Origin of the sequence: Leptolyngbya sp. AS-A5, assembly GCF_039962495.1 — a bacterium.
GTDB lineage: Bacteria > Cyanobacteriota > Cyanobacteriia > Leptolyngbyales > Leptolyngbyaceae > Leptolyngbya.
In genome coordinates this window covers 1-26451 of record NZ_JAMPLL010000031.1, presented here as the reverse complement: position 1 = coordinate 26451, position 26451 = coordinate 1, and the positions used below count along the sequence as shown (strand labels likewise).

Sequence of the window (26451 nt, the reverse complement as noted above, 5' to 3'; positions counted from 1 at the left end):
CAGCATTTTTAGGTTAAATCTTAAAGTTTTATTAATGATTCTCATAATCAAGCTATTTCACATCAATGCCGTCTTGTTTAGATAGCTCAAGCTTTGATTAAACTTATAATTCCGTCGCGCAAGGAACAAACGGAATCTGTAGTTTTGGTAACGTGTTGCATAGACTGTAAATCAAGAATTAGACTCACACGATAGAATAGGCTTTGTTAAATCTTTTCTCATAATCTTTACAAACCTTAATTTGTTAGGGGATAATCCTTAAGATAACTGATTAGTGCCACGATTGAAGCAATGTTAGAAGTAGCACATCCGTTTACGCTTATCGATTTACGCTCTTGACTAAGTTGTAGTCGTCTTACTTTTGCTTTGACAGGCAATTCTGCTCCAAGACGCATACGCTTCACAGATGTCTCACCGCTCCAGCATCTCCGATTTCTCTTTGTTCCCTCACACCCGTTGAAGTTGTTATGAAAACTGCTCAGACCCCCACTGATTCCGTTCGGGCTTACCTGCGTGAAATCGGTCGTGTGCCGCTTCTGACGCACGAGCAAGAAGTGTTGTATGGCAAACAGGTACAGCGCCTCGCGATCGCCAACTCTGTCCGGGCAAAGCTCGTTGAGAAACTGGGTGCAGCACCAGATGATCCAACTTGGGCGCAGGCGGCAGGACTCTCAGAAACAGAACTTCGGCAGGTGTTAGCGGAAGGTGAACTTGCCAAGCGGCGAATGGTCGAAGCAAATCTACGTCTAGTCGTTTCGGTGGCAAAGAAGTACACCAAGCGCAATGTTGAATTAATGGACTTGATTCAAGAAGGCACGATCGGAATGCAGCGCGGAGTCGAGAAGTTTGATCCCACGAAGGGATACCGTTTTTCGACCTACGCTTACTGGTGGATTCGTCAGGCGATCACAAGAGCGATCGCAGAGAAAGGTCGCACGATTCGCCTACCGATTCACATCACCGAGAAGTTGAATAAGATTAAGAAAGCGCAGCGGAGTTTGTCCCAGCAGTTAGGACGCGCCGCTACACTGTCAGAATTAGCGAACGAATTAGACATTCCCATCTCGCAGGTGCGGGATTATCTCGAACGGGCGAGAGTTCCCTTATCGTTAGATTTGCGGGTCGGAGATAACCAGGATACCGAGCTAGGCGAACTGCTCGAAGACACGGGAGTGTCGCCCGAAGAATTCACCACCCAGACTTCACTCAAGCTCGATCTTGATGCGCTGATGGCAGATTTAACCCAGCAGCAAAGGGAAGTTTTAATTCTGCGGTTTGGGCTAGATGACGGCAAAGCGCTGACACTGGCAAAGATTGGCGATCGGCTCAATATCAGCCGCGAACGAGTGCGCCAGATCGAACGTGAAGCGCTGACGAAATTGCGGAAGCGCAAAGGTGATATGGGTGAATATCTCGCAAGCTGATTGATTCCCATCAATCTCTGCGTAGCTGGGACGATCGGAGTCACCTAGTTAACTCTCAAGATAGTCATGCAAATTCTCAAGGCTTGTTACAGTCGAAGAATTGTTCTGGCTCTGGAGAAAGGGTGGGTGAATACTCGATTAGTCAGTCGCAGCATAAATCTCAGTGAGTGTCAGCTTCACTATGAGCAAGGTGGGCAGGAATTACGATCGCTGCCTATCCTGTTTCTGCACGGTTGGGGAATCTCGGCTGAGCCTTATCAGGAAGTTTTAGAACGGCTGTCAGAGCAGCATCCGGTGTTTGCACCAGATTTACCGAGCTTTGCGCGATCGTCCTACGACAAGATGATCCCGGACTACAAGACTTATGCAGCGTTTCTGGTGGAGTTTTTAGATGCGCTGAATTTGAAGCAAGTGCATATCATAGGGCATTCGTTTGGCGGAGGAGTGGCACTGACGATCGCAGCCCTGTTCCCGGAGCGAGTGAAGAGTCTTGCCCTGCTTGGTAGTACCGGAATTCCAACCGTTTCGGTTGCCGAAATTATTCCGAGACGCGCAGCAGAAATGACGGCACAATTGTTTCTACCTAAGCTGGAATTAAAGTTAACCACAATTCCAAAGGTCTTTACGCATAATTTGCTATTCAACACAGCGAACGTCCTGCAAGCGTTGCTGCTTTCGTTGTACGGAGATTTGAGGCATTTATTACCCACGATTCAAGCCCCCGCATTATTGCTCTGGTCAGAAGAGGATTTAACAGAGCCGTTAGCGATCGCGCGTGAAATGGCAGCCACTTTACCGGATGCCAAACTGGTGACTGTGCCAGAAGGCTTTCACGAATGGGGGCTTTGGTATCCAGAGAAATTTACTTCAATGGTGCTTGAATTTACCAGGCAAATTGAAATGGCATAACTACTCGTTCATTTCGCGATACGTTGCCACAGCAGACGGTGAAACCCGATTGAGGTAACGGAAAATCCAATATTTAAAAATGGTGTCTAGAATCACCGGGAAGGTTGCAATAAACAAGAAGATAAAATCGCGACTCGTCGGTAAACCGAAGTGTCTTGAAATCCCTTCGAGAATGATTTCCCAACCGTGAGGTGAGTGGAATCCCACGAAGACATCTGTAAACAAAATGATGATAAATGCCTTAGCACTATCGCTAAGACCATAAACCGTTTCATCCATAAAAGACTTGAGAATTTCGATTTCGCGTTTGCCGTTCAGCAGCACGAACGTAAACGCGATCGTAGCCAAAATATCAGCAATCCAGTTGCGAATCACGTTTGCGCTTTGACTTGAAAATTGTTCTGCAATTTCGGTGGCTTTCTCGCGGACTTGGACTTCGACTTGTTGCGATCGCAATTTCGCTCTCGCTTCGACTTCCTCAGAACTGAGAATATTCCGTTCTAAGGTTTCTTTGATAATATTTTCAAACTTCAAGCGCTCCTCAAATCCCTGCATCTCTCTCAGCGCTTCTTCTGCCATTTCGCCATTGATAAAGATTCGGTCTGGATTTTCGATCGTGAACTGTTGCGAAATCCAAGCACCAACAGGTAATCGCTCGCTCAGCACAAAATTACGAGTCACTTGCTGCACCAATAACGGTACAAGAATTAAGACCAAAACAAATCGGACTGCTAATAGCGTTTTGACCTTAGAAATGCGATAGTTTTGAACGACTTCGTCTTCAGATTTAGGATCAAGATCACGTCTTAATCGTTTCAGTGTTGCCAGGATCGATCGGGGAAGCAGCCCTGTTTTATCAGAAATGCTTTCAAAATCTTCGGAAGTTTGCACATCGTTTGTTGGGACTTTTTGAGCTTCAGGTACGGTTAGATCCTGATCGGAATTCTTTTTAGCAAGACCGCCATTGCGCTCGACCGAAAGCATTGCCGTTGAAACGGCTTCAAGTGTCAATTGTTCATCTGCATATCGAGCTAGAATTTCGTCGATAAATCGAAGTTTTTCTAGCGTAATTGAAGACTTATCGCGCAGGGTGGGCACAAACCGGGATGAGCCAACTTCCGTCGTTTCGATCGTGCGAACTTCCTGAGTCGTTTTATTCGGATTCGTAATTGCCAATGCAGCACGACTCCGACGAAATTCGGTTAATCGCATCCGCATCATGCGGAGATATTTCTGTAAATCGGCTGAGAAATATTCAAACGCACTACCGCGCAGTTGAGTCGAATGAGGCGCGATCTTCTTACCGCTAAAATGCTCATTTTCGATCGCTTTGATTTTGAGAGCAGCATCATATGCCTGATCGAGAGCGCGATCGGGCGTTTCGAGGTACCATCGCTCAGCCCGACGCACATAGGCTCTGAACTGCGAAAGTAGCGAATTATTGTTCATGGCTTGTGTAGCAGAAATCGTCGATCGAAGAATGTGGCATGACAGCGTAACGAATCGGTCAGGTTGTTGGCGATCGCTCTATTCTAAAGCTGCTTTTGGCTAAAGGTTTAGGATAGAAAGAGCATCTTAAGCAAGTGCTAAGTATCCTAACAAATCCGGTTGAGAGGGTTCAGGCAAATGCAAACATTTCCGTCAGTCTGGATTACAGGTGCAACTCGCACTGGTAAAACTGCCCGATTGGTAGCGCAGGCGTGCGAGTGGATGCGGGTGCGAAAATCTGGAATTTTGGTGTTGGCGGCGATCGGGGATAATCGATTGGAGTTGAGCGATCGGCTGACTGATGCGACTCAGGGCAAGTTTCCGTTTCGAGCGACAACTCCGCTCGGATTCTTTGAAGATGAAGTGACGCTGTTTTGGTCGCTGTTGGTGCAGCAGTTGGATCTGAAGGCTCAGTTTCCGGTGCGGTTGCGTCCTGAGAATGAGCAGGAGTTAGCGACAAAATTATGGCGGGTTGAGTTGGATCAAGCGATCGCACGATCGGGAATTGCAGAAGCGCGTTTAGTGCGGCGGGTACTGGATTTGATGCAGCTTGGTGCGTTAGGTGGGGTTGCGATCGAGGACATTCCCGCGATGCTCGATCAAGGTTTGCCAAAAGTAGAGGAAGGATTTTCCGAATTGCCGCTCTCATCAGAAACGATCGGCGACATGATGCAGCGCTGGCGATCGTGGTGTTTGCGACGGGGATTGCTCACTTATAGTTTGATTACCGATTTATACGGGCGTTATTTGCTGCATAACCCGACGTATCAAGAGCATTTACTTGAACGGTATCAAGCAGTAATTGCAGATGATGTCGATGAGTATCCCGCGATCGTGCGATCGTTGTTTGAGTTTTTGATCGATCGACGAATCCCTTGTGCGTTTAGTTTTAATCCAGATGGAGCGGTACGCTTGGGACTGGGAGCCGATCCGGTATATTTAGCCGAACTGAGCGATCGATGTTCGGTGGTGGAATTGAGCGATCGGGTTTCATCCTGTCTGATGGACGAACTCGGCGAATCCATTTTAGATCTTGTGACTGATCCCGTTTTCTTTGCCAGTTTGCCGGATACGATTCAAACGATTCAAACCACAACGCAGGCGCAACTCATTCGCCAGACCGCAGAAATCATTATTAAAGCTGTGCAATCGGGGACGGTTGAGCCGCGTGATATTGCACTGATTGGGCCTGGGATCGATCCAATTTCTCGGTATGCACTGCGGGAAATCCTGATGCGCCAAAATATTCCAGTTGAGTTTCTCAACGATCAGCGACCGTTAGCGAGTAGCCCAATCGTGCGCTCTCTGTTAACGTTATTGACACTGATTTATCCGGGACTTGGACGAGCGACCAATCGAGACACGATCGCAGAAATGCTGGTAATTCTCAGTCAGAAATCCGAATCGCCTACGACTTATGCGATCGATCCAGTTCGGGCGGGACTGCTTGCCGATCATTGTTTCGAGCCGCATCCGGAGCAACCGCGCTTACTCCCTGCGAATACGTTTCCACGCTGGGATCGTTTGGGGTATCAAGCTTCAGAAGCCTATGAAGGCTTAGTGCGCTGGATCGAATTGCAGCGATCGCAGTTAGAAACCCGAATGATTGCCAGTCCGGTTGTGATGGTCGATCGAGCTATTCAGCGATTCTTTCTCGGTGGCAGTCATTTACCGTTTGATCAACTTGCAGGACTGCGGGAACTGATGGAAACGGCGCAGCATTATTGGGAAGTAGACGATCGCCTCCGACGCAGCGATCTAAGCGATGCACCGCAATCGCTCACCGTGCGGAACTTTATCCAACTCCTGAGAAGTGGTACGGTGACGGCGAATCCCTATCCGGTGCGGCTAATGCAACCCAATTCCGTGACGTTAGCCACGGTATTTCAGTATCGTTCCATGCGGCGATCGCATCGCTGGCAATTTTGGTTAGATGCGGGATCATCGCGCTGGTTGAGCGGGGTGGATTCGCTGTTTGCGGCTCCGTTATTTTTGCAGGATTGGTCGGGGCAGGTGTGGGATGTGGAAGACACACAGCGCATGAACGAGCAGCGATTACGCCGCATTTTGCTCGATTTGTTAGGACGGACAGAAGCGCGATTGTTCTTGTGCTACAGCGATCTTTCGACAAGCGGACAGGAACAGACAGGAATTCTGACCTCGCTTGTGAATGCCGCAATTCCGTTGAGTTAGATGAAGATTTTCTGCTTCGGTTTGAGCGGTTGTTTGCCCCCTAAATCCCCCAGAATGGGGGACTTTGAGAGTAGACAATAACGTTCAAACCAAAGACTGGAGACGATCGCGCCCATTCCACACAATCCAAAAATTAACGGCTTCACGGGTAGGTCGTACTCTAGTGCGCGGCTTGAAATCTGCAAAATTAGAAACGTTACCCCACACCAAAACGTCGATCGCTCTCCGGCTCGTAAACTGCTTCGTATTGTCGTAATCGATAATACAACCAGCATCAGATTAAACACGATCGCCGCAAAGATTGGAATCGGTTGCACTCGGAGATGCCAAACCTGAACGATTCCATACAGTGCAATCATCGAGGCGACCATAATCGTCTGCCAATTACACCTCCGCATTGAAATAAACAAATACAGCCATTGCCCGATCGTGATCGCCGCCAAGAACACCACACTGGGAAGCGATCGCCATCCGGAAAGAATGCTGTACCAGGCATGATTCGCCCAAGTCCACTGAAACGACAGGCAAAAAAATAGCCCACTTAAATACAGCACTGCCAATCGACGAGCGATCGGTTGAAACCGTTTTTCTTGCCGTCCCAGCGTCCAGATTACATCGTCATACGACCACAACAATGCAGCAGGAAGACCCAGCACCAAAGGCGGTAACACGCTTCCTTTAGTCACAATCTCAGCCAAGCTGCTGATTAACGCCGAACAAACCGCGATCGCGCTCAACCCAAACAGCACTCCAGATCGACACCAATATGCCAACGGCAAAAACAAAATTGCAGCGACGATCGGCATTTGCAGCGCGATTGAGTCAGATTCAGCATTGAGGTAAATGTTGTTCCAGTCTCCCCAATACCCCAGCCCGATGAGTAAAATCGCTCCAATTCCCCAGATAGTAGAGCGGAATCCGTAGGCAATCGCTAGCGCCCCAATTCCCCAGACCAATAAGCTAGAACTCACAGAGGTGCTGTGACTGAACAGTGGGATGATTTGCAGAATGACCCTGCTAAAGAGGAGTCCCGCGATCGATACCGCGATCAATAAGAGTAAGGCGCTGAGAGGATACTGACGAAACTTCTCACGGAGCATAAAAGCGAGTGCGAACAGATGGAAAACACTGAAATATTTTAATTCGCACCCCAGATTTTAATATCTACCTTCAGTATTTATATCGAAAAACGTCACCTTGATTTGATCTACGCGACCACGCATTCCTACGATCGCGCTGAAAAAAGTTGTGCCTGCCTCACCAATGTTCGGTATAAACAAACAGAGAGTTTTGGGTAAACTGTGCGCCCGTTTTTTGCAGTTTTATTAACGATTTTGGTGTGGTTTTACGCGCTTCCTGCTGAAGCAGCAGAACTAGAACGAGTGCCACTGACTTTAGAATTGTTGCAGGAGCGATTGCGCTCCCCGATGCCCAGTGAAGGAACGCGAATGGTCGATCTCAGACGGATGACGATCGATCTGCGCCCTGAAAATGCGGGGTTTCGAGATCAGTTTTACGGTTTGGTGCAGGCGCAACTTCAGCGTCCGGGTGTGCCAGTCGGGTTAGATCTGAGCAATTCGCAGATCGAGGGCGACTTTACCACGAGCAAGTTAGGGTTACGTGCGCCGATCTACGACGGAGAAGCTTTATCGAAATTATTTACACCCACGGAACAAGAGCAGTTAAGGCGCGATCGCAGACGTTTATACAGATTAAGCACCCTCTCGCAATCACTTTTGGTCGCGCCAAAAGAAACCGGAATTACCACCTCTCTGCAACTCACTGTATTTCGTGCCCCGATCAAATTAGTACAAACTAGAATCACAGGATTTGCAGACCTAACAAATACATTTTTCCTGAATCGGGTCGAAGCTCAGGGGGCACTGTTTCCGTCAGGAGCAGACTTTTCTCAGTCACGATTTAGCTTGCCGATGAATTTTGCGGGTGCGAACTTTGGTCGAGAAGTTCAGTTTCGCAACATAATCTTCTTTGCGAAAGCTGAATTCAATCAAGTCCAATTTCGCGGCGAGGTGAATTTTCAAGGCGCAGAATTCCAAACCACGGCAAACTTCAATCAAGCCGTTTTCTATCAACCGACTAACTTTACGCGGGTGCAATGGCAAGGCAATGCAGATTTTGCTCAGACCCGATGGCGGGAGCAAGCCATCTTTAGTAAAGCAAAATTTAGCCGATCGCTCTTTCTCACCGATGCCACATTCGAGAAAGCCGCCGTCTTTCGCGAAGCACAGTTCAATTCACTGGCAAATCTGCGCGGAGCCACTATTCTCGATCGTGCCGATTTTAGCTATTGCAGTTTTGCAAAAAGCGCCTATCTGAATGTGGCAGGACTACGATTCGATTCGGATAAAGCCAAGATCCTAGGCGATCCGGGGCAAATTGGGCGGGTGATTTCAGTGCCAACACTCCAAGGCAACGAGAATTTATTGCGCGAACTGGTGCGAAACTTTCGCCGATTGGAGCAAATTTCTGATGCCAATCAGATCGATTACACCACTCAGTTATTACGATCGCGCCAACTTAAACGCCAGTTTTTCGGAACCGATCTCAACTCTGCAAGCGTCACCCAATTAAAGCAAATTGGATTTAGTGAAACCCAGGCTAATGCCATTATTCGACACCGAATAGAACAACCCTTCCGCAATCTCACCGAACTGCTCACGCTCGATCAAATCGGCATCGCGACTTATATTAACGTCCGAGACCGCGTGATTGCGGCTGATCCATTACCGCCTGCATTTAATCTCTGGTGGCGCTTTTCGATCGGGTTTCGCTGGATTTGTTTAAGTCTGCTTTTATTACTCAGTCGAGACGGAACGAGCTTTTGGCTGAGTTTTGGCATTGGCATCGTCACCGTCGCCTATTTTAGTGTGTTGTTTTGGCTGGTCGATCGAGCGCGGCGGCGTTATCCTAAACCGATTTTGCCGACGGCTTCTGAGACGATTTCGACCCTTAGTTTCGCGATCGTGCTGTTTTTACTCGGCTTAACCGCCGTGATTCAAACCGCAGATCGCCCCTTCATCACGCTGCTGTGCTGGGCGATCGTCGTGATCCCTGTGCCCTTAAGCTTGACCGTCTGGTTATACCTGCGAGGGCGATACCACGGGTTAATGGAGGTGAGCTACTTCCTGGAAGAAGGCACGTTGCGACAGTTGAGAATCCTAGTTGGAAGACTGCCAACCATTCCGAGATATCCCCTATTTCGAGAGCGCTACTTGCCAATCTTGTGGAACAAGCAATGGAGTTGGTTAAACTATTTTGATTTCAGCCTCAATAATTTTTTGCGCTTTGGCTTCAATGATATTCGGCTCAGGGACGAGCATCTACCGGGACTTGTTTCAATCCTCGTATGGTATCAGTGGACATTGGGTACGCTATATATCGCATTACTCTTGTGGACGCTTTCCCGGACGATCCCAGGACTCAATCTCTTGATCTACTTTAAGTAATGAGGTTCAGCCCAGAGGTATATTTCAAAAAAGTGATTTATTTCAATCTTTGCTTCTAAAATCAATTCAGTCGTCGATCGGATTGCCCTAAATCAATCCTGCGATCGATGCAACCACTGCTGATTTTGTCCGGTTAACTCAGACAAATTAGAAGAAATTGATTCATATTCTGCTTTTAGTCTTCTCCTAAAAGGAGGAATGACGTTAAAAAATCGCGCATTCGGCGCTAGTTGAATACAATTAAAGTCCGAAATTGCAAGTGTGATCTGTTCAGTCCGACTTTAAAGATGGTGTGATGAGGGAACCCGTGAAAAGCGACAATCAACGTTCTGTGAAGCAGAAAGTACAGCCTGTTAAGCCCACGCAAAAATCGACCTTGAAAAAGGTCGCGACGCAAAAAGTGGGACAGCCGCAAAAAACTAAACCGTTATCCCCATCGGGACAGCTCCGCAAAAAGAAGCCTGTCCAGCGATCGCAAGGAATGCGGCTGTTATTTATGGCGCTTTCTCTTAGCGGAATTGCGATGATCTCAGCCACTGCAGGAGCGCTGCTAGCAGTCTCTCTTGCTAGTACCCCCTTGATGCAGCGACAACTTTCCGCCTCTGAAGCCTCGATTTTCAAGAAGGGCGATCGCTTTTCGACCCGAATGAGCCTGCAACTCCCTGCCTTAACTCGTCCAGTCAATATCCTCGTCCTCGGCACAAAAGTTCTCACCACCGATGTCAGTAACGCTCCCGAAGACCTGAAGAAGCTGCCTTATCAAGCCTTGGTGAACTCTTTCGAGGGCTTAACGGATACGATGCTGCTGCTCCGATTTGATCCGGAGAATAAGAAGGTCGTGGTGATGTCGATTCCGCGTGATACGCGCACCTACATTGCAAATCACGGCATGACCAAGATCAACGAAGCGAACGCTTATGGCGGCCCTGCGCTGAGCGCCAAATCGGTGAGTGAACTGCTTGGGGGAGTGGGGATTGATCGCTATATGACGATCAACGTTCAAGGCGTTCAGGCTTTAGTGGATGCCCTCGGTGGTGTCACCGTTCACGTCCCGAAGGATATGAAATATCAGGACGATAGCCAACGGTTGTACATCAATCTCAAAGCGGGACGACAACAGCTAGACGGCAGCAAAGTGCTGCAACTCCTGCGCTATCGTCAAGACGAGAACGGCGATATCGGACGGATTCAGCGCCAACAAATGGTGATGCGGGCATTGATGGAACAATCGCTGAATCCCGGCACAGTTGCCCGTTTTCCGAGTGTGTTGGGCGTGGTGCAATCATATATTGATACGAATCTGACCGTTGAAGAATTAGTTGCCTTAGTTGGATTTGCTTCACAGGTGAATCGATCGAACACCAAAATGCTGATGGTTCCCGGCGAATTTAGCTCCCCTGGCGAGTACAAAGCAAGCTATTGGTTGCCCGATCCGAAGCGAATTAACGGGATGATGGCACAGTATTTTAATTATGGAACCTCAAGTCTAGAGGCTCCAGATCCTGCCGCGTTGAGAGTTGCAATTCAAGATAGTACGAAGCAGGCCAAGAGCATCCAGACAGCTATGACCGCCTTGGATAATGCGGGTTATCGCAATGTCTACGAAGGGCAGGCCTGGAACGAGCCGTTGAGCGTGACGCGGATTGTGGCGGAATGGGGAGATGTCAGTAGTGCTGAGGCGATTCGGGAAGCGTTGGGGTTTGGAGAAGTCCGGATCGAGAATACAGGCGATTTGCGATCGGATGTGACGGTTCAGCTTGGTCGAGATGCGTTACAGCCGAAGCGATCGATTAAGCGTCCGACTGCTGAACAGCCTTCAGACACGCCGACTAGTAAGCTATCGAATTAAATTGAGGGCTGGGTGCCGCGATCGATAAAAACAAACTTTAACGATCGCGAAACAACCTCAGAATTTTTTGGATGAGCGAAAGCTTCGCTGCACTTCGTGTACGGATTTGCCGCAGCGATCGTTCGCTCAATGCAATGTCAGGTTGCACCTTAGTCAAATAACCGACGGAGTTGTTTATAAACTTCATCGTCATTGCGTTTGCCATCGTTTTTATGAACTGCTTTCGTCTAGTTGAGCGAGTTTTTGAAGTTCTGCGACGAAAGTCTCGGTTCCCATTCTGGAGGAGTTTTGTGGTGCAAGTTCTGCGAGTTGTCCGAGGGCGTGATCTTCGAGTTCGGTTAAACGATCGATGAGTTGCTGATAGTTCTGAATCGACAGCACAACATAACTGGGCTGAGATTGGTTGACTAGGATGACAGGTTCATGGGTTGCAGAGGTGAGAACGTCTTGCGGTAGCTCCGCTTCACGTAGTGTTCGCTCTCGCATTTCTTCGATCGAAAACTGCTGCATGATAGCGAATGATTCGGGGTGGATTTGATTATTTTAGTGTGTCTGCACGATCGCAGCTTCGATCAACCCAATCAGACGTTAACGATCGCGAAACAACCCAACATTTCTGTAAAAAGCCTGAATGTTGGAGTTAAAAGCGAGAACAATCGACCACTAAGCGGAAAACTTGCCCCTCAAAGCGCCAACAATTTATCTCCAAGATGAAACGATCGTGCTAGAAACCAACAACGACCGACCACTAAGCGGGAAACTTGCCCCTCAAAGCGGGAACAATTCATCTCTGAGATGGAACGATCGTGCTAGAAACTAACAACGATCGACCTCTAAGCGGGAAGCTTGCCCCTCAAAGCGCCAACGATCGACCCCTAAGCGGGAAACGATCGTGCCTGAGCCACGAACGATCGACCTCAAAGGTGGAACGATCCTGCTTAGAGGCTCAGATCTCGATCTTTCATCAGCTTTAAGCCCAGTGGAGAGGTGAGATTATAATGCAGTGGCGTGACGGTGATATATCCATCGCGATTTGCCTCCACATCTGTTGGAATTCCTTCATTGGGAATGTCCGGATCTTCGACATCTTCGAGCAGTTCACCCGAAAGCCAGTAGTAAATCTTGCCTCGCGGATCAACCCGCTTCTCAAACACATCCGTATAGCGCCGCACTCCTTGACGAGTCAGAATCGCACCCCGAATTTGATCACGCTCGATCGCCGGAACATTCACATTCAGCAGCATCAATTCAGACAACGGATCTTTCTTCAATTGCTGCACCAGCGTACAAGCAAAATCTGCCGCAGGCTGAAACTCCTGCGACTGAAAACTGGTGAGGCTAAACGCAATACTCGGAATTCCTTCGATCACGCCTTCCATTGCCGCCGAAACCGTTCCCGAATACAGCACATCCGTTCCCAAATTCGACCCGTGATTAATTCCGGAAAGCACAAAATCCGGTTTCTCCTCCAGCAATGCCCAAATCGCTAACTTCACACAATCCGAGGGTGTCCCCGAACACGCCCACGCTTTCACCCCCTGACGAAACACCTGATCCATCTGCACCGCTCGAATCGGATCATGCAGCGTTAACCCATGCCCGGTTGCCGATCGTTCTCGATCGGGACACACCACCGTCACCGTATGCCCTGCTTCTGCCAGAGTATTCGCCAGCGTCCGAATGCCGAGCGCGTAAACACCATCATCGTTGCTGATCAGGAGTCTCATGCTTTCCACTACAATAAACAAGTTCGCAGTTCATTTTGACGCGAATTAGGACTTATAAACTACTGATTATGGCGGCTCAACCGAACGAACTTGAATCACAATTAGATGCCATTCGGCAAGAAGCGAAAAGCGCGATCGCCGAAACCCCATCGCTCGATCAGCTTGAACAATTGCGGGTCAAGTATCTCGGCAAAAAAGGGCCAATTCCGCAAGTGCTCGGCGGCATGGGCAAACTCGATCCGGCAGAACGTCCCAGAATCGGGGCACGCGCCAACGAGGTGAAAGAAGCAATCCAAATCGAGATCGATCAGAAAAAAGCTGCCCTGCAAACGGCAGCGATCGCGGCGCAACTCGAAGCGGAAACGATCGATGTCACCATGCCGGGAGTGGGGCGATCTCAGGGACGGATGCACCCGTTGAACAGCACGATCGATCAAGTCCTCGATATCTTTGTAGGGCTGGGCTACACCGTCGCAGAAGGCCCCGAAGTCGAGACAGATTACTATAATTTCGAGGCGCTGAACTTCTTGCCGGATCACCCTGCGCGAGATATGCAAGACACACTTTTTCTGCCAGACGGCAATTTGCTGAGAACGCATACGTCTCCGGTGCAAATTCGCTACATGGAAGCCAATGATCCGCCCATTCGCGTGGCAGTTCCCGGTCGAACCTATCGCCGCGATACAGTCGATGCAACTCATTCGGCAGTGTTCCACCAAATCGAGATTCTAGCCGTCGATGAAAGTCTAACCTTTACTGACCTCAAAGGAACGATCAAAGTCTTCTTACAGGAGTTGTTTGGCGAGGTCGAAATCCGGTTCCGTCCAAGTTTCTTTCCGTTCACCGAACCCTCTGCAGAAGTGGATGTGAAATGGAAAGGACGCTGGCTCGAAATCCTCGGCTGTGGCATGGTCGATCCGAATGTGCTGAAAGCCGTGGGCTACGATCCGGAAGTTTACACAGGATTCGCGGCTGGATTTGGAGTGGAGCGGCTGGCAATGGTGCTGCATCAAATCGATGATATTCGCCGTTTGTACAGCAGTGATTTGAGATTCCTCAAGCAGTTCTAATCAATGAGCTGTTGTGCCGCTTGAATCACCCCGATTGCAATCTGAATGATCGGGAAACAAAGCAAGCAAATCAAGGCAGCCCGACGAGTGCTAACATCTAACGCTTGACGGACTGCCACAATCACAGCCATCAATGTCCAGACCGCGAGTATTATCTCGATCGCGCTTCCTAACAATGGAATCAGCGTCAAAAAGTTGAGAATTTGCGGCGAATAGGCAAACCCGATCGGGCTAAGTAGGGCGCGATAACTCGGTGCGTCGGACTTTAGCCACCGTCCAATTTTCCAAATCGTAAACGTCCAAATATAGTAACTGGCAATCACACTCAAAACATTCAGCAGTAAAACCAGGATAAAAGTGAAGGGTGTAGTTCGCGTCAGCAGCAGGATGGCCGCACTGCCGAGAGCGCGAGACAAAGCAGCGAGAAGAACGATCGTAAAAGCGAGTCGATGCGTCTTGGACGTATTTTGAGCCGTTTCATAAAGCTGAGCATTCAAGGTCAGCGCAGCGCGAATGGTCTGCCAAATTCCTGCCTGAGTAGCACGTTCATTCATAATCTATCCTGCGAAACTTCATTTGCTGACAAGGGGCTGAGATAGTGATCCGTAACAACACTTTCATAAAAGAGTTCATTTCATAAAAGAGTTCAAATGTGGCAGTGGATCAACCGCACCGTTCAAGAGATTGGTCGAGAGCTAAGAGGCTCGACCTTCAAGCTTATCGTTTCAATGGGTGGATTTTTGATTCTGTGGGGAGTAACCGCGCCCGTTGGTACGATCGTGTGGTGGCTCAACCAGAATGCTGAAAGCCTGGGTTGGGTCACAGCGCCGGGGTCGAACCCAGTCTCTGATTTACCTCAAAGCACCTCAGGCGCAAAGATCGATTGCTACATTGTATTCCTACCCGGAATCGGCAACTTTTCGCCCAATGAAATCACGGCAGGTGAAACATACTTCCTCGATCGACTCGTCGAACAACATCAAAGTTGTGTTGCAGTAAAAGATGTCTTTCCTTACTCAGTCGCAAACCGAGATTTAGGGAGTGAGCGAGTGTTCCAGCCGTTGTGGAAACTGGCAAGGGATAACGACGAATTGCTTGGTAGCGTTCTGATTCCCCTTCGTAACCTCTGGCGATTTGCGATTTCATCCGACTACCGCTATAGGCCGGTCTACAGTATGGGAATTGCAGACACGATCGTCGATCGCATGAATGCGGCTCACCCCATTTCCAAGCAGCGGATTAACTTAATTTTGATCAGTACCAGTGGTGGTGCTCAAGTCGCACTGGGGGTAACTCCTTATCTTGCTGAATGGTTGAATGCTCGATTAACCGTGGTTTCGATCGGAGGAGCATTCGACGGGAAAGCCGGATTTGATCAAGTAGACCACATTTATCATTTTCAAGGTCAGCAAGACTTAGTGCCAACGCTGGGCTATGTGCTTTTCCCATCGCGTTGGAATTGGACAGTGGGTTCTCCGATCAATCAAGCCTTTCGGCAAGGGCGATTCACGGTATGCAGTAGTGGATCGCATGAGCATAGCGGGGATAAAGGCTATTTCGGAACTGCGATCGCGCCCAACAATCGCCCCTATGTTGAACAAACGATCGATCAAGTTGCACAGTTGCCGATTTGGTCGATCAACCAATCTTTAGTATCTCAATGTCCCCAACGCTCAGTTCAGTAGTTTGATACCGAATTCAACATAGAACGCGACAGATTGTACTCAAAGTCCCCCAGAATGGGGGATTTAGGGGGCGAGGATCTGACACATTCACAAATCAATTTGGTATGAGAAGCGATCGATCGCTTCTCATACTATTAAAAAGCGGCGGCTTCATACGCAGACTCAATCAGCCTGAATGAAACCGCCGCCAAAATCGCTTAGGTCTTTAGATCTTCGTGCCGCAGTTCGGGCAGAACTTGTTGGTCGGAACGTTCTCTGTACTGCAATTCCTACATTCGATCGTTTCTGCTGCCCGCTCTAAAAGTTTGCGCTCAGGCAATCCCATCATTTGAGCATTGCTCTTACCAGATGGAACCATCGGATAGCAGTTTTCATCCTTCTTCACGCGGACATCCATCAGCACCGCACCAGGGTGAGCAATCATCTCGGCGATCGCGGCTTTCAGTTCTTCCCGCGTTTCCACAATCATGCCTTTGATGCCAAATGCCTCTGCCAATTTGACAAAATCCGGTGTTCCCACCTGCATATTGGAATTCGAGTAGCGCTCATCATAGAACGCTTCTTGCCACTGCCGCACCATGCCTTGCCAACCGTTGTTAATAATCACGGTTTTGACGTTGATGCCATACTGCGCCAGCGTTCCAAGCTCCTGAATGTTCATCTGAATGCTGGAATCACCGCTAATACAGATGACTTCTTCGTCTGGAACTGCCACTTTTGCACCCATTGCCGCAGGCATTCCAAAGCCCATCGTTCCTAGCCCTGCGCTGGAAATCCAACGGCGCGGGCTATTCTTGAGAAACTGAGCCGACCACATCTGATGCTGTCCTACATCGGTGGTATAAAAGGCGTTTGGAGCTTGCTGTCCGATTTCAAAAATCACCTCCTGCGGCGACAGCACTCCTGGATATTGCGGCACAACGAGCGGATAATCTTCGCGCCAGCGATCGACTCTTGCAAGCCACGCTTCGGTCTGCGCCGGGTTCACGGGATCACCTTCTTCGCTGCTACGCTCCAACAAATCCGTTAGAACTTGCTTCACGTCACCTACGATCGGCACATCTGGCAAACGCACTTTACCTACTTCTGCCGGATCGATATCGATGTGAATGACTTTGGCGCGAGAGGCGAATTCATCCAGCTTTCCAGTCACACGATCGTCGAATCGCGCTCCTACAGCAATCAGCAAATCGCACTCAGTCACCGCAAAGTTTGCGTAAGCCGTACCGTGCATTCCCAGCATTCCAACCGAGAGCGGGTGATGCTCATCAAAGGCACCCAATCCCATCAGAGTTGTAGTGACAGGTAGCTTGAAGCGCTCTGCCAGTTCTTTGATCTCGGCGTGTGCGCCTGCTGCGATCGCGCCACCGCCGACATACAGCAAAGGACGCTGCGCTTGCCGAATCAGCTTTAAGGCTTGCCCAATCTGGCGCGGATTGCCTTTTACCGTCGGACGATAACCCGTCAAGCGCACTGAACCTGGCTCAACGGGAACATAATCAAATTGCTCAACACCGACATCTTTCGGCACATCGATCAGCACAGGCCCCGGTCGTCCACTGCTTGCAATGTAAAACGCTTCGGCAACGATTCGCGCCATCTCTCGCGGATCGCGCACAACGTAGGAATGCTTGACGATCGGTAAAGTAATCCCGTAAATATCGGTTTCTTGAAACGCATCACTGCCGATCGCGGGGCGCGGAACTTGTCCGGTCACAATCACCATCGGAATCGAGTCCATGTGAGCCGTGGCGATTCCGGTGACAAGATTGGTCGCGCCAGGACCAGAGGTTGCAAAGCAAACCCCCACTTGTCCGGTTGCACGGGCGTATCCATCGGCTGCGTGAGCGGCTCCCTGCTCATGGCGCACGAGAATATGCTTGAGGATTCCAGCTTGTTCAGCCCGATAAAGCTCGTCGTAAATGGGCAGGATTGCCCCGCCTGGATATCCGAAAATGTGCTTAACACCGTGGCGACTAAGACTATCGATTAAAGCAAAAGCACCCGTCACTTTTTGGACTGCTGATCGTTGCTGCAACTGCACTGGAGTAACCTCTTCGAGTACGCGCGATTGGATAAATTGGAAGATTTTTGTATCGTAGGATGCAAGTAATAGAAATATAGTGTAAAGCTGATCCCTATCTGTGTCGAGAGAAAGACTGAGGAAATCTTTTCAAGAATTCCCGCTGCGTCAGACGTTTGAAATTTAACGGACGATCGCTGCGTCAGAAGATCTTGACATCACTTCAAGCTCCGTAACATTGATCGTTACCCATCAGGAGAATCTTAATTAATCCAGCTTGTGTTGTGGCTGAACTAAGGGAAGAGTCCTGTCTGGAATTCATAACTTTAATCTAGCTTGTAATGCTCAACGATTTCACTAATGATCTCACTAATGAAAGTTGCAGCCGTAACTACAGCATTCGAGGGTTTAACAATTCCTTTAACCGTTGTAGGAGATTGCCATAGGATCAGATGTTCAACGGGTGGATCGGCGTAGAAATGAGTTGCGTTTCCCCCCATCATCAGAGAACTCCAGTGAGTAAAGTAATCATGGCTGACTCGGTGAATCGGGAACTCCCCGAATAAAGGAACGCCCCAGCCATCGATCGCAATCAGCGCTGCAATCCGAATCCCTTGACGCTGCCAAATTCTAGCCGCCGCGATCGCACCCACGACTCCAGCACTAAACGCAATGATCAGCACCGCGTCCTGCGGGGAAAAGAAATCGAGAAGATGCCGGGGTGAATAAACAGGTCGATCGGGCGGAAAAACCTGACAGTTCCCCAAAGATAGCTTTGAGAGAAACGCATCGGTGAGCGCAGGCGGGTGCATTCCTGGACAAATAAGAATTTCCATTACTCTGGGTAACAATATTTCACTAATCCGCCCCGTCCCCCAGTGGGGGATGTTAGCCTGAAGCTAGACCAAGACATTCTACGAAAGCAAGGGGTTTTACACCGTGGTCGCGACTCCAGAAAAGCTCGAACATTCTCACTCTCATCATGTATCTTCCAACTCAGAGCGGGTAGCTGTACTGCTGATGGGATATGGCGAGGTCGAAAGCTACGAAGACTTCGCAAATTACAACGAACAAGCTTTAAATCTCCTTACTGCAAAGTTTGCACCTGTCCCTACCTGGGTTTATCCACCTTTAGCAAAGCTTTTAGCAGTCTTCGATCTGCACGAGTGGGGACATCAGCACGGTCAGTTTGTTTCTCCCCATAATGCGATCTTTGAACAGCAACGTGCAGGAGTCGAAGCCGCACTGCAAGAAAAATGGGGCGATCGCGTCCAAGTTTTCAAGGCGTTTAACTTCTGTAAGCCATTCTTACCTGAACAAGTATTAGCCGAGATTAAAGATCAGGGATTCACAAAAGTTCTGATTTATCCCTTATTGGTTGTTGATTCTATTTTTACCAGTGGGATTGCCGTCGAGCAGGTGAACAAAGCTTTAGAAAATTCAGTCGATGATGGCGAACATTGGCTGAAAGGGACTCGCTATATTCCCTCATTTTTCGATCGACCCGAATATATCGACTTGATGGCGCGGTTAGTCGAATCTCAAATTCACTCTGATCTCGCTGGAGCCTATCTTCCCTCGCAGATCGGCATTGTTTTGATGAATCACGGCTGCCCCCATAAAGCAAAAGGATTCACCTCCGGTATCACCGAGAGCCAAGCGCTTTACGACAAAGTGCGCGATCGCTTGATTGATCGCTATCCGCTGATTTCAGTAGGCTGGTTGAATCACCAAACGCCGCTGATTGAATGGACGCAACCCAACGCTGATCTTGCAGCAAGAAACCTGATCAACCTCGGCGCAAAAGCGATCGTCTTTATGCCGATCGGCTTTGCCACCGAAAACCACGAAACGCTGCTAGATGTTGAACACATTATCGAGAAGCTGCATCGCAAGCACTCAGATGTGAAATATATCAGGATGCCTTGCGTGAATGACAATCCTGACTTTCTAAAGATGGTTGCAACGTGGGCAGATCCCCAGATTGAATCGCTTTTGTCTGAGCAAGCGGCAGCGGTTGTTCCCGTTCACGGAGAAATTCACCATCATCATGATCACGGGCATCACCATGCACACGACCATGGACATCACCATCATTAATAATCAGTGAACGTTAAGGAGAGAGGCGGTTCTGCGCTTCTCTCCTGCTCAGTTGAAAGATTTTGATTGTGCAATCTTAAACATCGCGTTATAATTTCAAAGCTTAGTTACGGGATGTAGCGCAGCTTGGTAGCGCGCCTGCTTTGGGAGCAGGATGCCGCAGGTTCAAATCCTGTCATCCCGATTGGTTTCAGGAGTTAGATTTAGGACTCAGCCCTAAAACCGAAAATAACCGAATAGGAAGGGATTGCGGATCAAATGCCGTATTCATAGCTTTTTATGGGTAAAGTTACCCATAAAAAGCTATGAATACCGAGACTGATACCGCAGTTTTTGCTGTATTGGGACTGAGCGCTCATCGGGAAGAAGCCTTGATTAGTACAGGCGATCGCGCCAAAATATGAGAATGAATTTAAGTGATTTTCCCCAATTGCAACAAATCAGCGCGATCGAGTCGGAACGAATCGTTGCCGAAACCATACTGCTGCAAATCGGCATCAATGATTCGGCTGGCGAATTGTGGGGGTTTGTCCGATCGCTCCATCGAGAAAATCAAGTCCCCTGTCTGAATGCGATCAGTCGATGGCTGATTGGGTGCGGTCGATTTTGAATGCCTGGTTTTTACAGCCCTGCTGGACGACCTTGATCGGTTGGGCGATCGTGACCCTGAAGCGTTTTCTTTGGTGGTGCGATCAACGGCGCAGCATTGCAATAGGCAATTCCCCAATCCGTATCGAGAAGCTTTTTTCGATCTGCTTGAACGGTTCCGCAGGGCAGAAAAACTTTGATGTCGGGTATCTTTGCTTTGAGAAATGCTTTGGAAAGTCATTGAGCGATCGTATTGTCAGGATGCGATCGCTTTCTTTTGTGAGGGAGGTGCGATCGTGGCGCGACCGACGAAATTAACGCCAGAACTGCAAGAACGTTTGCTCCAGGCGATTCGGATTGGGGCTTCGCTGAAAACGGCTTGCGCGTTTGTTGGAATCGACTATTCCACGTTTCGGATGTGGATGCAGCGTGGCGAGGGAACGCATAAAACGCGAAAATCCGATCGTGTGTATGTCGAGTTTGTCGAGGCTGTTCGGCACGTAGAAGCCGTTTTAGAGGTAGAAATGCTCACGGCATGGCGATCGCACACCAAAGAGAATTGGAAAGCCGCAGCCGAATTTCTCGCACGTCGATTCCCAGAGCGTTGGAGTCCGAGTGCTACGGTTCGCCTCCTGGTCGATCGTGAAGTCGAAGCTGAACTGAATCTGCTGTTTGATGCGTTGATGAATGACCCCGAACTGTCGATCGAAGCGAAGAAGCGAGTATTCATGATCGCGGCAGATTTGGAGAAGCAAGCGGAAGTGGGGGCGATCGTGAATTGAGTTTGCTAGGGATGCTAATGCGCGATCGTGATTCGGCTATTCAATGTGGCGGCTTCAGAACCCTTAATCTGTGTGAAATCTGGCACTTATTAACGTGAGTTCCCAATAAGAAATCGCCGGAACCCTTGATCTTTCGTACTCTGTTTCACTGGGGTACATCAAGGTGCTGTCAACAAGGCTCTCAAATGGAAATATTTTCAATAATTAGCCTTTGTTGAAAATAGCTGGAAGCACAACCATTCGGCAAAGTCCTTTCCTAACAAGGCTCATAGCGTTTGACTTAACCGGAACTGACGTTAACGTAGCCGGGATTATTCTTGCTTCAGGTTAGCTATGCCTGCTCGTCCGCGGGCTTGAGTGTATTGGTAGCGTTTTACGGAGACGGCTGTGTTTTTTTAGGAGTAGCTGGGCGCTTCGGCTTCTGAGGTTTGGGGGATTTTTGTACAGGGGGCGAGACGCTTACTCCTGTCCGCTGGATTGGTGTTATCCCTAACTTCTTATAGAAGTCGTTGCTGCCCTCTTTATTCTTATGAAGCAAACCTTACACTTCGTATCAAAAGGAAAGTTTTACTTGAATTTAGTATAAATTTAAACAGATCTTAAGGTCTCTAATTCCTCTTTGGGAACGTTGACAGCACGCTGTCATGGTGCTCAAGGCTCTTGCTGGTCGAATCTTGGTTCAATCCTTGGTAATTCCGGCCTTGATTGATCTAACTCATCAGCAGATTAGTCCCCCTACTCTGTTAGCTTTGACAACTTTGCTTGACCAACCCTCATGATCTACCCCCACCCAGGAATAGCTCGTCAAATAAAGCCAGGACGGCTAGTTGTGTTCCCCCTACAACCCTCAGGAGGTTAGGATGACTTCGGTTGGTTCTCGCTTTCAAAACAGTGAGCAAGATTCAAGCCAATCTTGCTTTAAGCTAGCAGCACTATCCCAGCTGTGTCTTGCTGAGTGCCAGAAAATTAATCAAGCCCTACAGCAGGAATTAAGCGCTTGTGAGCGATCGAAGACGGCATTAGAGCAGTTGCTTCAAGCTATCGTTGAGCTAACTCCCTTACCAATTGCTCTGGTCAGTACAGAGAACCATCAAATTCTGCTGAAAAATCAACTTGTGCAGCCTTTATTCGGCATTCCAGAGAGCGAGATTTTTGACAGGATCGAACCTGACCATTACGCCAATCCTGCTAACCATGCTCAAATCTTGAACAAACTGCAAGATAAGGAGCAGTTGATTCACTATGAGCTTCAGCTGAAAACAGCACAGGGGGAGCTTCGAGATACGCTAGTCTCCGCTCAGAGCGTTGAGTATGAAGAGCAATCGGCAACCCTCTGGATCTGGACGAACCTAACGGAGCAGAGACAGTCCACTGAGGCACCCCTAGCACAGAAACAGCCAGAAACGGCACTGCAACAGAGCGAAACTCCGTTCCGCACAATTGCGGAAGCTGCTCCCATTTCCCTCACTGTTAGCCGTGTGACGGATGGACAGCTCCTGTACGCAAATCAACAGGCTGTGCGAACCTTTGGACTTCCTCGCAACCAGTTCGTTGGACGTACGGTCCTCGGCTTTTACAACAATGCCCTTGACCGTCAAGCAATAGTCCAGCGACTTCTGCAAGAGGAATATATTTCTTACTGTGAAGTGCAAGCTAGAAAAGCGGACAATACCCCCTTTTGGGCTGCTGGTTCTCTTCGGCTCCTAACCTGGAATGATGAACCTGCGATTTTCAGTGCTTTTTATGACATTACAGAACGTAGACAAGCCGAAATTGCTCTCCAGGCACAGGCGCACCTGCAGGGTGCAGTGGCTCAATTGGGGCAACTAGCACTTGAATCGAGCAATCTCGCTCAGCTACTGGACGAAGCGGTCACTTTGATTGCTCAAGTTCTTGGAGTCACGCTGTGTGGAATTTGGCAACAGCTTTCCAATAACAGTACATTGTTGCTGCAAGCTGGCGTTGGCTGGCAAGAGGGACTCATTGGGTCTACCTTCGTTGGCACCCAGTCCAATTCCCACTTGGGGTATGCACTTCTTACACAGCAGCCTGTGCTAATCAAGGACTTTAGGACTGACACCCGATTTAGTGGTTCGCCCCTATTACATAATCACTCAGTTGTGAGCGGTGTAAGCCTTTCCATTTCTGGTCAATCCCAGCCATTCGGTGTTTTAGGTTGCTTTACAGATAAGCTTCGCACCTTCACACCAGACGATCTTCGCTTTTTACAAGCGGTCACCAACATCCTGTCTAGTTTCATTTCGCGCCAGCAGTCAGAAGAACGATTGCATTTGATGGAGCGGGCAATCAACGCCAGCAGTAATGGAATTGTGATCACCGATGCTAATCAACCCAATAATTCAATCATTTATGTCAATCCAGCCTTTGAAGCAATTACTGGATACAAGGCAGCTGAAGTAATCGGTCAAAATTGTCGTTTTCTTCAAAGAGGCAATTTTGACCAACCTGCACTAGCCGTATTACGCTCTGCTATCAAGGCACAGGAAGAATGCCATGTGACTTTGCGAAATTACCACAAAGATGGCACGCTCTTCTGGAATGAACTGTATGTTGCACCAGTGTTTGATGCAGCGGGATGCCTGACTCACTTTGTGGGAGTACAAACTGATATCACTGAGCGCAAAGCAGCAGAAGAATTGCTGCGGCAACAGGAGGAACAGTATCGCCGCATCGTAGAGACGGCAACTGAGGGAATTTGGATGCTGGATGCAGACAGCAATACTAGTTTTGTGAATCAACAGACCGCGACCATGCTAGGCTACAGCCCCGATGAGATGCAAGGGAAGCCTTTGTTTGCCTTTATGGATGAGGAGGGCAAGACGCTTGCTAATCTTTACTTAGAACGTTGCCGTCAGGGTGTTTGTGAAATGCACGATTTCAAGTTCCGCCGCAAAGATGGAGCAGACTTGTGGGCACTCCTTTCCACGGCTCCCTTATTTAATGAGCAAGGGAACTACATTGGTGCCTTGGGGATGCTTACCGATGTAACCGATCGAAGACGAGCCGAGATGGCTCTGCGGGAAAGTGAACAACGACTGAATAACATTCTTGGCTCACTCGAAGATGTGGTCTGGTCCGTTTCAGCCGCAACCGAGGAAACGCTTTATCTCAATCCTGCGGCGGAGAAGATTTACGGTCGGTCATTAGCGGAATTTTTTGACAACTCAAAGCTGTGGCTGGAGATAGTTCACCCAGATGATCAAAAGCGAGTCCGGCTTGCTAATAAAGCTTTGCTGAAGCAGAAAGGGTATGAATTGGAGTATCGAATTCTTCGACCTGATGGTAATGTGCGTTGGCTGCATGAGCGGTGCCACATCGTTTATGATGCAACTCGTAAACCCATCCGGATTGATGGCATTTCCACCGATATTACGGAGCGTAAGCAGCTGGAAGCCCAATTAGTGCATGAGGCTTACCACGATGCCCTGACTGGGCTGCCTAATCGGGTTCTGTTTATGGATCGGCTGAAGCAGGCGATCGCCCGCACGAAACGTCGCTCCAACCATCGATTTGCGGTGCTGTTTGTCGATCTCGATCGCTTTAAGGTGATCAATGACAGTCTGGGGCATTTAGTGGGCGATCAATTATTGATGGAGATTGCCAAACGCCTTGCAAGCTGTCTGGGTTCCGAGCAGACGATCGCTCGTTTAGGGGGAGATGAGTTTACGATTCTACTGGAGGCGATTAAGGACGAGAAAGATGCCACTCTGGTCGCTGAACACATACATCAGGCATTAAAATTACCGTTCAACTTGAATGGGTATGAGGTCTTTATCACGGCGAGTATTGGGATTGCATTGAGTGGGATAGGCTATACTCATCCCGAGGACATGTTGCGTGATGCGGATACTGCCCTTTATCACGCGAAAGGAAAAGGCAAAGCTTGTTGGGCAGTATTTAATGCAGCGATGCACAGTCAGGCGATGTCGCTGTTGCAGCTAGAGATGCCCTTGCGTCGGGCAATTGAACGACAGGAACTTCAGGTCTACTATCAACCCATTGTCTCACTCACTACTGGTCGGATTACTGGATTTGAAGCTCTCGTGCGCTGGCTGCACCCGGAGCAAGGATTAATTTCTCCGGCTCAATTTATCCCAGTCGCAGAAGAAACCGGACTGATTGTGCCGATTGGGCAATGGGTATTGTATGAGTCTTGCCGTCAGCTTCAACAATGGCAAACCCAATTGCTCACAACTGCTGGATTGACCATGAGCGTTAATCTTTCAAGTAAGCAATTCGCTCAGCCCAACTTAGTGGAACAAATTAACCAAGTTTTGCAAGAGACTGGGCTAGATCCAGGCAATTTGAAGTTGGAGATTACCGAGAGCGGCATTATGGATAATGATGGATCTATGGCTCTTCTGCAACAGCTTCAGGCACTTGGGGTGCAATTGTGCATTGATGATTTTGGTACAGGCTATTCTTCACTCAGCCGGTTACGCCAGTTGCCGATCCAAACATTAAAGATTGATCGCTCCTTTGTCAGCGCGATGCAGGAATCAACAGCTGATGCAGAGGTTGTCCAGGCTATTATCACTCTCGCTCACAATCTGGGAATGACTGTGATTGCAGAAGGAGTTGAAACGGCAGACCAATTAGTTCAGCTAGTCCAATTACATTGTGAACAAGGGCAGGGTTATTTCTTCGCAAAGCCCCTGAATTGCCAGGCAGCAGAAGCAGTGCTGATTGCTGGTTCGCAGATGTAAAGGAAGCTTCTCCACCAATATCGCTGTTGGTGTTCTGTATTCTATTACATTCTAAATAGGAGAAGTCGCGGTTGATATCAAGCGTTTTGATCCCAGCGTTGGCAGTTGGCATTCCTTTAACGATCGTGGTTACCGGATTGACCTGCTACTTCTATCATCCGGTGCACGTCTGGTTAGCGGACGGGAAATGGTGCGCTTGGTTTTATCCAGACGGTACAGAAAATTCTCTACGGTGAGGAGTGCAGTGGCTTTGCTCCATGTCCCGATCGCTATCATCTTGGGAATCCTGAGTACATTCATTTATTGGGCATTGCATAATAGAAGAATGATGCAATGTTCACACTGTCAATCCAACGACACCGTTAAAAACGGACGACGTAACGGCATACAAAGCTATCTTTGTCGCAGTTGTGGTCGCC

General features: G+C 48.8%; 21 protein-coding genes, 1 tRNA gene and 1 pseudogene. 15 read left to right on the top strand and 8 right to left on the bottom strand.

The genetic code is table 11. The features are described 5' to 3' along the window. Nucleotides 1-467 precede the first annotated feature (467 nt). Nucleotides 468-1424: an RNA polymerase sigma factor, RpoD/SigA family gene (locus NC980_RS22090; protein WP_190378939.1), complete on the top strand. Its 957-nt coding sequence runs from the start codon at nucleotides 468-470 to the stop codon at nucleotides 1422-1424. 66 nt (nucleotides 1425-1490) lie between these two features. Beyond that, nucleotides 1491-2333, top strand: a complete 843-nt coding sequence (locus NC980_RS22085; RefSeq protein WP_190378938.1) for an alpha/beta hydrolase — start codon at nucleotides 1491-1493, stop codon at nucleotides 2331-2333. Here NC980_RS22085 and NC980_RS22080 read toward each other — a convergent pair whose 3' ends face one another. Beyond that, nucleotides 2334-3782: a proton extrusion protein PcxA gene (locus NC980_RS22080; RefSeq protein WP_190378937.1), complete on the bottom strand. Its 1449-nt coding sequence runs from the start codon at nucleotides 3780-3782 to the stop codon at nucleotides 2334-2336. A gap of 177 nt (nucleotides 3783-3959) precedes the next feature. Between NC980_RS22080 and NC980_RS22075 the strand changes: the two genes are divergently transcribed. Next, complete coding sequence (locus NC980_RS22075; RefSeq protein ID WP_190378936.1) at nucleotides 3960-6014, top strand: recombinase family protein; 2055 nt, start codon at nucleotides 3960-3962, stop codon at nucleotides 6012-6014. Here the strand turns inward: NC980_RS22075 and NC980_RS22070 are convergent. After that, nucleotides 6011-7114 carry a hypothetical protein gene (locus NC980_RS22070; RefSeq protein ID WP_190378935.1) on the bottom strand — a complete coding sequence of 368 codons (1104 nt, stop codon included), beginning with the start codon at nucleotides 7112-7114 and terminating at the stop codon, nucleotides 6011-6013. The genes NC980_RS22075 and NC980_RS22070 overlap by 4 nt on opposite strands. Nucleotides 7115-7315: 201 nt before the next feature. On the opposite strand from NC980_RS22070, the gene NC980_RS22065 reads away from it, so the two are divergent. Both NC980_RS22065 and NC980_RS22060 read left to right on the top strand, forming a co-directional pair. Then, nucleotides 7316-9481 (top strand): pentapeptide repeat-containing protein, encoded by a 2166-nt coding sequence (locus NC980_RS22065; RefSeq protein ID WP_190378934.1) that lies wholly within the window; start codon nucleotides 7316-7318, stop codon nucleotides 9479-9481. Nucleotides 9482-9776: 295 nt separating this feature from the next. Beyond that, complete coding sequence (locus tag NC980_RS22060; RefSeq protein ID WP_199298711.1) at nucleotides 9777-11330, top strand: LCP family protein; 1554 nt, start codon at nucleotides 9777-9779, stop codon at nucleotides 11328-11330. 37 nt (nucleotides 11331-11367) lie between these two features. Here the strand turns inward: NC980_RS22060 and NC980_RS22055 are convergent, their stop codons facing one another. Further along, complete coding sequence (locus NC980_RS22055; RefSeq protein ID WP_190378933.1) at nucleotides 11368-11535, bottom strand: hypothetical protein; 168 nt, start codon at nucleotides 11533-11535, stop codon at nucleotides 11368-11370. A 5-nt stretch (nucleotides 11536-11540) separates the two neighbouring features. Then, the gene (locus NC980_RS22050) at nucleotides 11541-11840 is read right to left on the bottom strand and encodes a prevent-host-death protein (protein ID WP_190378932.1); all 300 of its coding nucleotides are present in this window, start codon (nucleotides 11838-11840) and stop codon (nucleotides 11541-11543) included. 18 nt (nucleotides 11841-11858) lie between these two features. Here NC980_RS22050 and NC980_RS22045 point away from each other — a divergent pair, with 18 nt between their 5' ends. Next, on the top strand, nucleotides 11859-12044 hold the full coding sequence (locus NC980_RS22045) for a hypothetical protein (protein WP_190378931.1): 186 nt from the start codon (nucleotides 11859-11861) through the stop codon (nucleotides 12042-12044). 224 nt (nucleotides 12045-12268) lie between these two features. On the opposite strand, the gene surE is transcribed toward NC980_RS22045, so the two are convergent. Beyond that, nucleotides 12269-13057: a 5'/3'-nucleotidase SurE gene (surE, locus tag NC980_RS22040; protein ID WP_190378930.1), complete on the bottom strand. Its 789-nt coding sequence runs from the start codon at nucleotides 13055-13057 to the stop codon at nucleotides 12269-12271. A gap of 68 nt (nucleotides 13058-13125) precedes the next feature. Here surE and pheS point away from each other — a divergent pair, with 68 nt between their 5' ends. Continuing rightward, nucleotides 13126-14127, top strand: a complete 1002-nt coding sequence (gene pheS, locus NC980_RS22035) for a phenylalanine--tRNA ligase subunit alpha (protein ID WP_190378950.1) — start codon at nucleotides 13126-13128, stop codon at nucleotides 14125-14127. Here the strand turns inward: pheS and NC980_RS22030 are convergent. Next, on the bottom strand, nucleotides 14124-14681 hold the full coding sequence (locus NC980_RS22030; RefSeq protein WP_190378929.1) for a YIP1 family protein: 558 nt from the start codon (nucleotides 14679-14681) through the stop codon (nucleotides 14124-14126). The genes pheS and NC980_RS22030 overlap by 4 nt on opposite strands. A 96-nt stretch (nucleotides 14682-14777) precedes the next feature. On the opposite strand from NC980_RS22030, the gene NC980_RS22025 reads away from it, so the two are divergent. After that, entirely contained in the window at nucleotides 14778-15812 is a 1035-nt protein-coding gene (locus tag NC980_RS22025) for a hypothetical protein (protein WP_190378928.1), read from the top strand. Between the two features lie 205 nt (nucleotides 15813-16017). On the opposite strand, the gene ilvB is transcribed toward NC980_RS22025, so the two are convergent. Continuing rightward, nucleotides 16018-17856: a biosynthetic-type acetolactate synthase large subunit gene (gene ilvB, locus NC980_RS22020; RefSeq protein WP_190378927.1), complete on the bottom strand. Its 1839-nt coding sequence runs from the start codon at nucleotides 17854-17856 to the stop codon at nucleotides 16018-16020. Between the two features lie 305 nt (nucleotides 17857-18161). Next, complete coding sequence (locus NC980_RS22015) at nucleotides 18162-18671, bottom strand: hypothetical protein (RefSeq protein WP_190378926.1); 510 nt, start codon at nucleotides 18669-18671, stop codon at nucleotides 18162-18164. 103 nt (nucleotides 18672-18774) lie between these two features. Between NC980_RS22015 and NC980_RS22010 the strand changes: the two genes are divergently transcribed. From NC980_RS22010 to NC980_RS21980, 7 genes and pseudogenes are all read left to right on the top strand, one after another. Then, nucleotides 18775-19935, top strand: coding sequence for a ferrochelatase (locus tag NC980_RS22010; protein WP_190378925.1), 1161 nt, complete (start codon nucleotides 18775-18777; stop codon nucleotides 19933-19935). A 110-nt stretch (nucleotides 19936-20045) separates the two neighbouring features. Further along, a tRNA-Pro gene (locus NC980_RS22005) sits at nucleotides 20046-20119 on the top strand. A gap of 222 nt (nucleotides 20120-20341) precedes the next feature. Continuing rightward, nucleotides 20342-20545, top strand: coding sequence for a hypothetical protein (locus NC980_RS22000; RefSeq protein WP_190378924.1), 204 nt, complete (start codon nucleotides 20342-20344; stop codon nucleotides 20543-20545). A 202-nt stretch (nucleotides 20546-20747) separates the two neighbouring features. Continuing rightward, the gene (locus tag NC980_RS21995; RefSeq protein WP_348254072.1) at nucleotides 20748-21305 is read left to right on the top strand and encodes a hypothetical protein; all 558 of its coding nucleotides are present in this window, start codon (nucleotides 20748-20750) and stop codon (nucleotides 21303-21305) included. Between the two features lie 860 nt (nucleotides 21306-22165). Further along, nucleotides 22166-26032, top strand: a complete 3867-nt coding sequence (locus NC980_RS21990) for a PAS domain S-box protein (RefSeq protein ID WP_190378921.1) — start codon at nucleotides 22166-22168, stop codon at nucleotides 26030-26032. A gap of 71 nt (nucleotides 26033-26103) precedes the next feature. Next, nucleotides 26104-26268 (top strand): hypothetical protein, encoded by a 165-nt coding sequence (locus NC980_RS21985; protein WP_190378920.1) that lies wholly within the window; start codon nucleotides 26104-26106, stop codon nucleotides 26266-26268. A gap of 92 nt (nucleotides 26269-26360) precedes the next feature. After that, nucleotides 26361-26451 (top strand): annotated as a pseudogene (locus NC980_RS21980) (IS1 family transposase); the annotation flags it as partial.

Bases quoted from the DNA above. Each gene is read 5' to 3' on its own strand.
- NC980_RS22090 (WP_190378939.1), top strand. From the start codon at position 468: ATGAAAACTGCTCAGACCCCCACTGATTCCGTTCGGGCTTACCTGCGT.
- NC980_RS22085 (WP_190378938.1), top strand. From the start codon at position 1,491: ATGCAAATTCTCAAGGCTTGTTACAGTCGAAGAATTGTTCTGGCTCTG.
- NC980_RS22080 (WP_190378937.1), bottom strand. From the start codon at position 3,782: ATGAACAATAATTCGCTACTTTCGCAGTTCAGAGCCTATGTGCGTCGG.
- NC980_RS22075 (WP_190378936.1), top strand. From the start codon at position 3,960: ATGCAAACATTTCCGTCAGTCTGGATTACAGGTGCAACTCGCACTGGT.
- NC980_RS22070 (WP_190378935.1), bottom strand. From the start codon at position 7,114: ATGCTCCGTGAGAAGTTTCGTCAGTATCCTCTCAGCGCCTTACTCTTA.
- NC980_RS22060 (WP_199298711.1), top strand. From the start codon at position 9,777: ATGAGGGAACCCGTGAAAAGCGACAATCAACGTTCTGTGAAGCAGAAA.
- NC980_RS22055 (WP_190378933.1), bottom strand. From the start codon at position 11,535: ATGGCAAACGCAATGACGATGAAGTTTATAAACAACTCCGTCGGTTAT.
- NC980_RS22050 (WP_190378932.1), bottom strand. From the start codon at position 11,840: ATGCAGCAGTTTTCGATCGAAGAAATGCGAGAGCGAACACTACGTGAA.
- surE (WP_190378930.1), bottom strand. From the start codon at position 13,057: ATGAGACTCCTGATCAGCAACGATGATGGTGTTTACGCGCTCGGCATT.
- pheS (WP_190378950.1), top strand. From the start codon at position 13,126: ATGGCGGCTCAACCGAACGAACTTGAATCACAATTAGATGCCATTCGG.
- NC980_RS22030 (WP_190378929.1), bottom strand. From the start codon at position 14,681: ATGAATGAACGTGCTACTCAGGCAGGAATTTGGCAGACCATTCGCGCT.
- NC980_RS22025 (WP_190378928.1), top strand. From the start codon at position 14,778: ATGTGGCAGTGGATCAACCGCACCGTTCAAGAGATTGGTCGAGAGCTA.
- NC980_RS22015 (WP_190378926.1), bottom strand. From the start codon at position 18,671: ATGGAAATTCTTATTTGTCCAGGAATGCACCCGCCTGCGCTCACCGAT.
- NC980_RS22000 (WP_190378924.1), top strand. From the start codon at position 20,342: ATGAATTTAAGTGATTTTCCCCAATTGCAACAAATCAGCGCGATCGAG.
- NC980_RS21995 (WP_348254072.1), top strand. From the start codon at position 20,748: ATGCTTTGGAAAGTCATTGAGCGATCGTATTGTCAGGATGCGATCGCT.
- NC980_RS21990 (WP_190378921.1), top strand. From the start codon at position 22,166: ATGACTTCGGTTGGTTCTCGCTTTCAAAACAGTGAGCAAGATTCAAGC.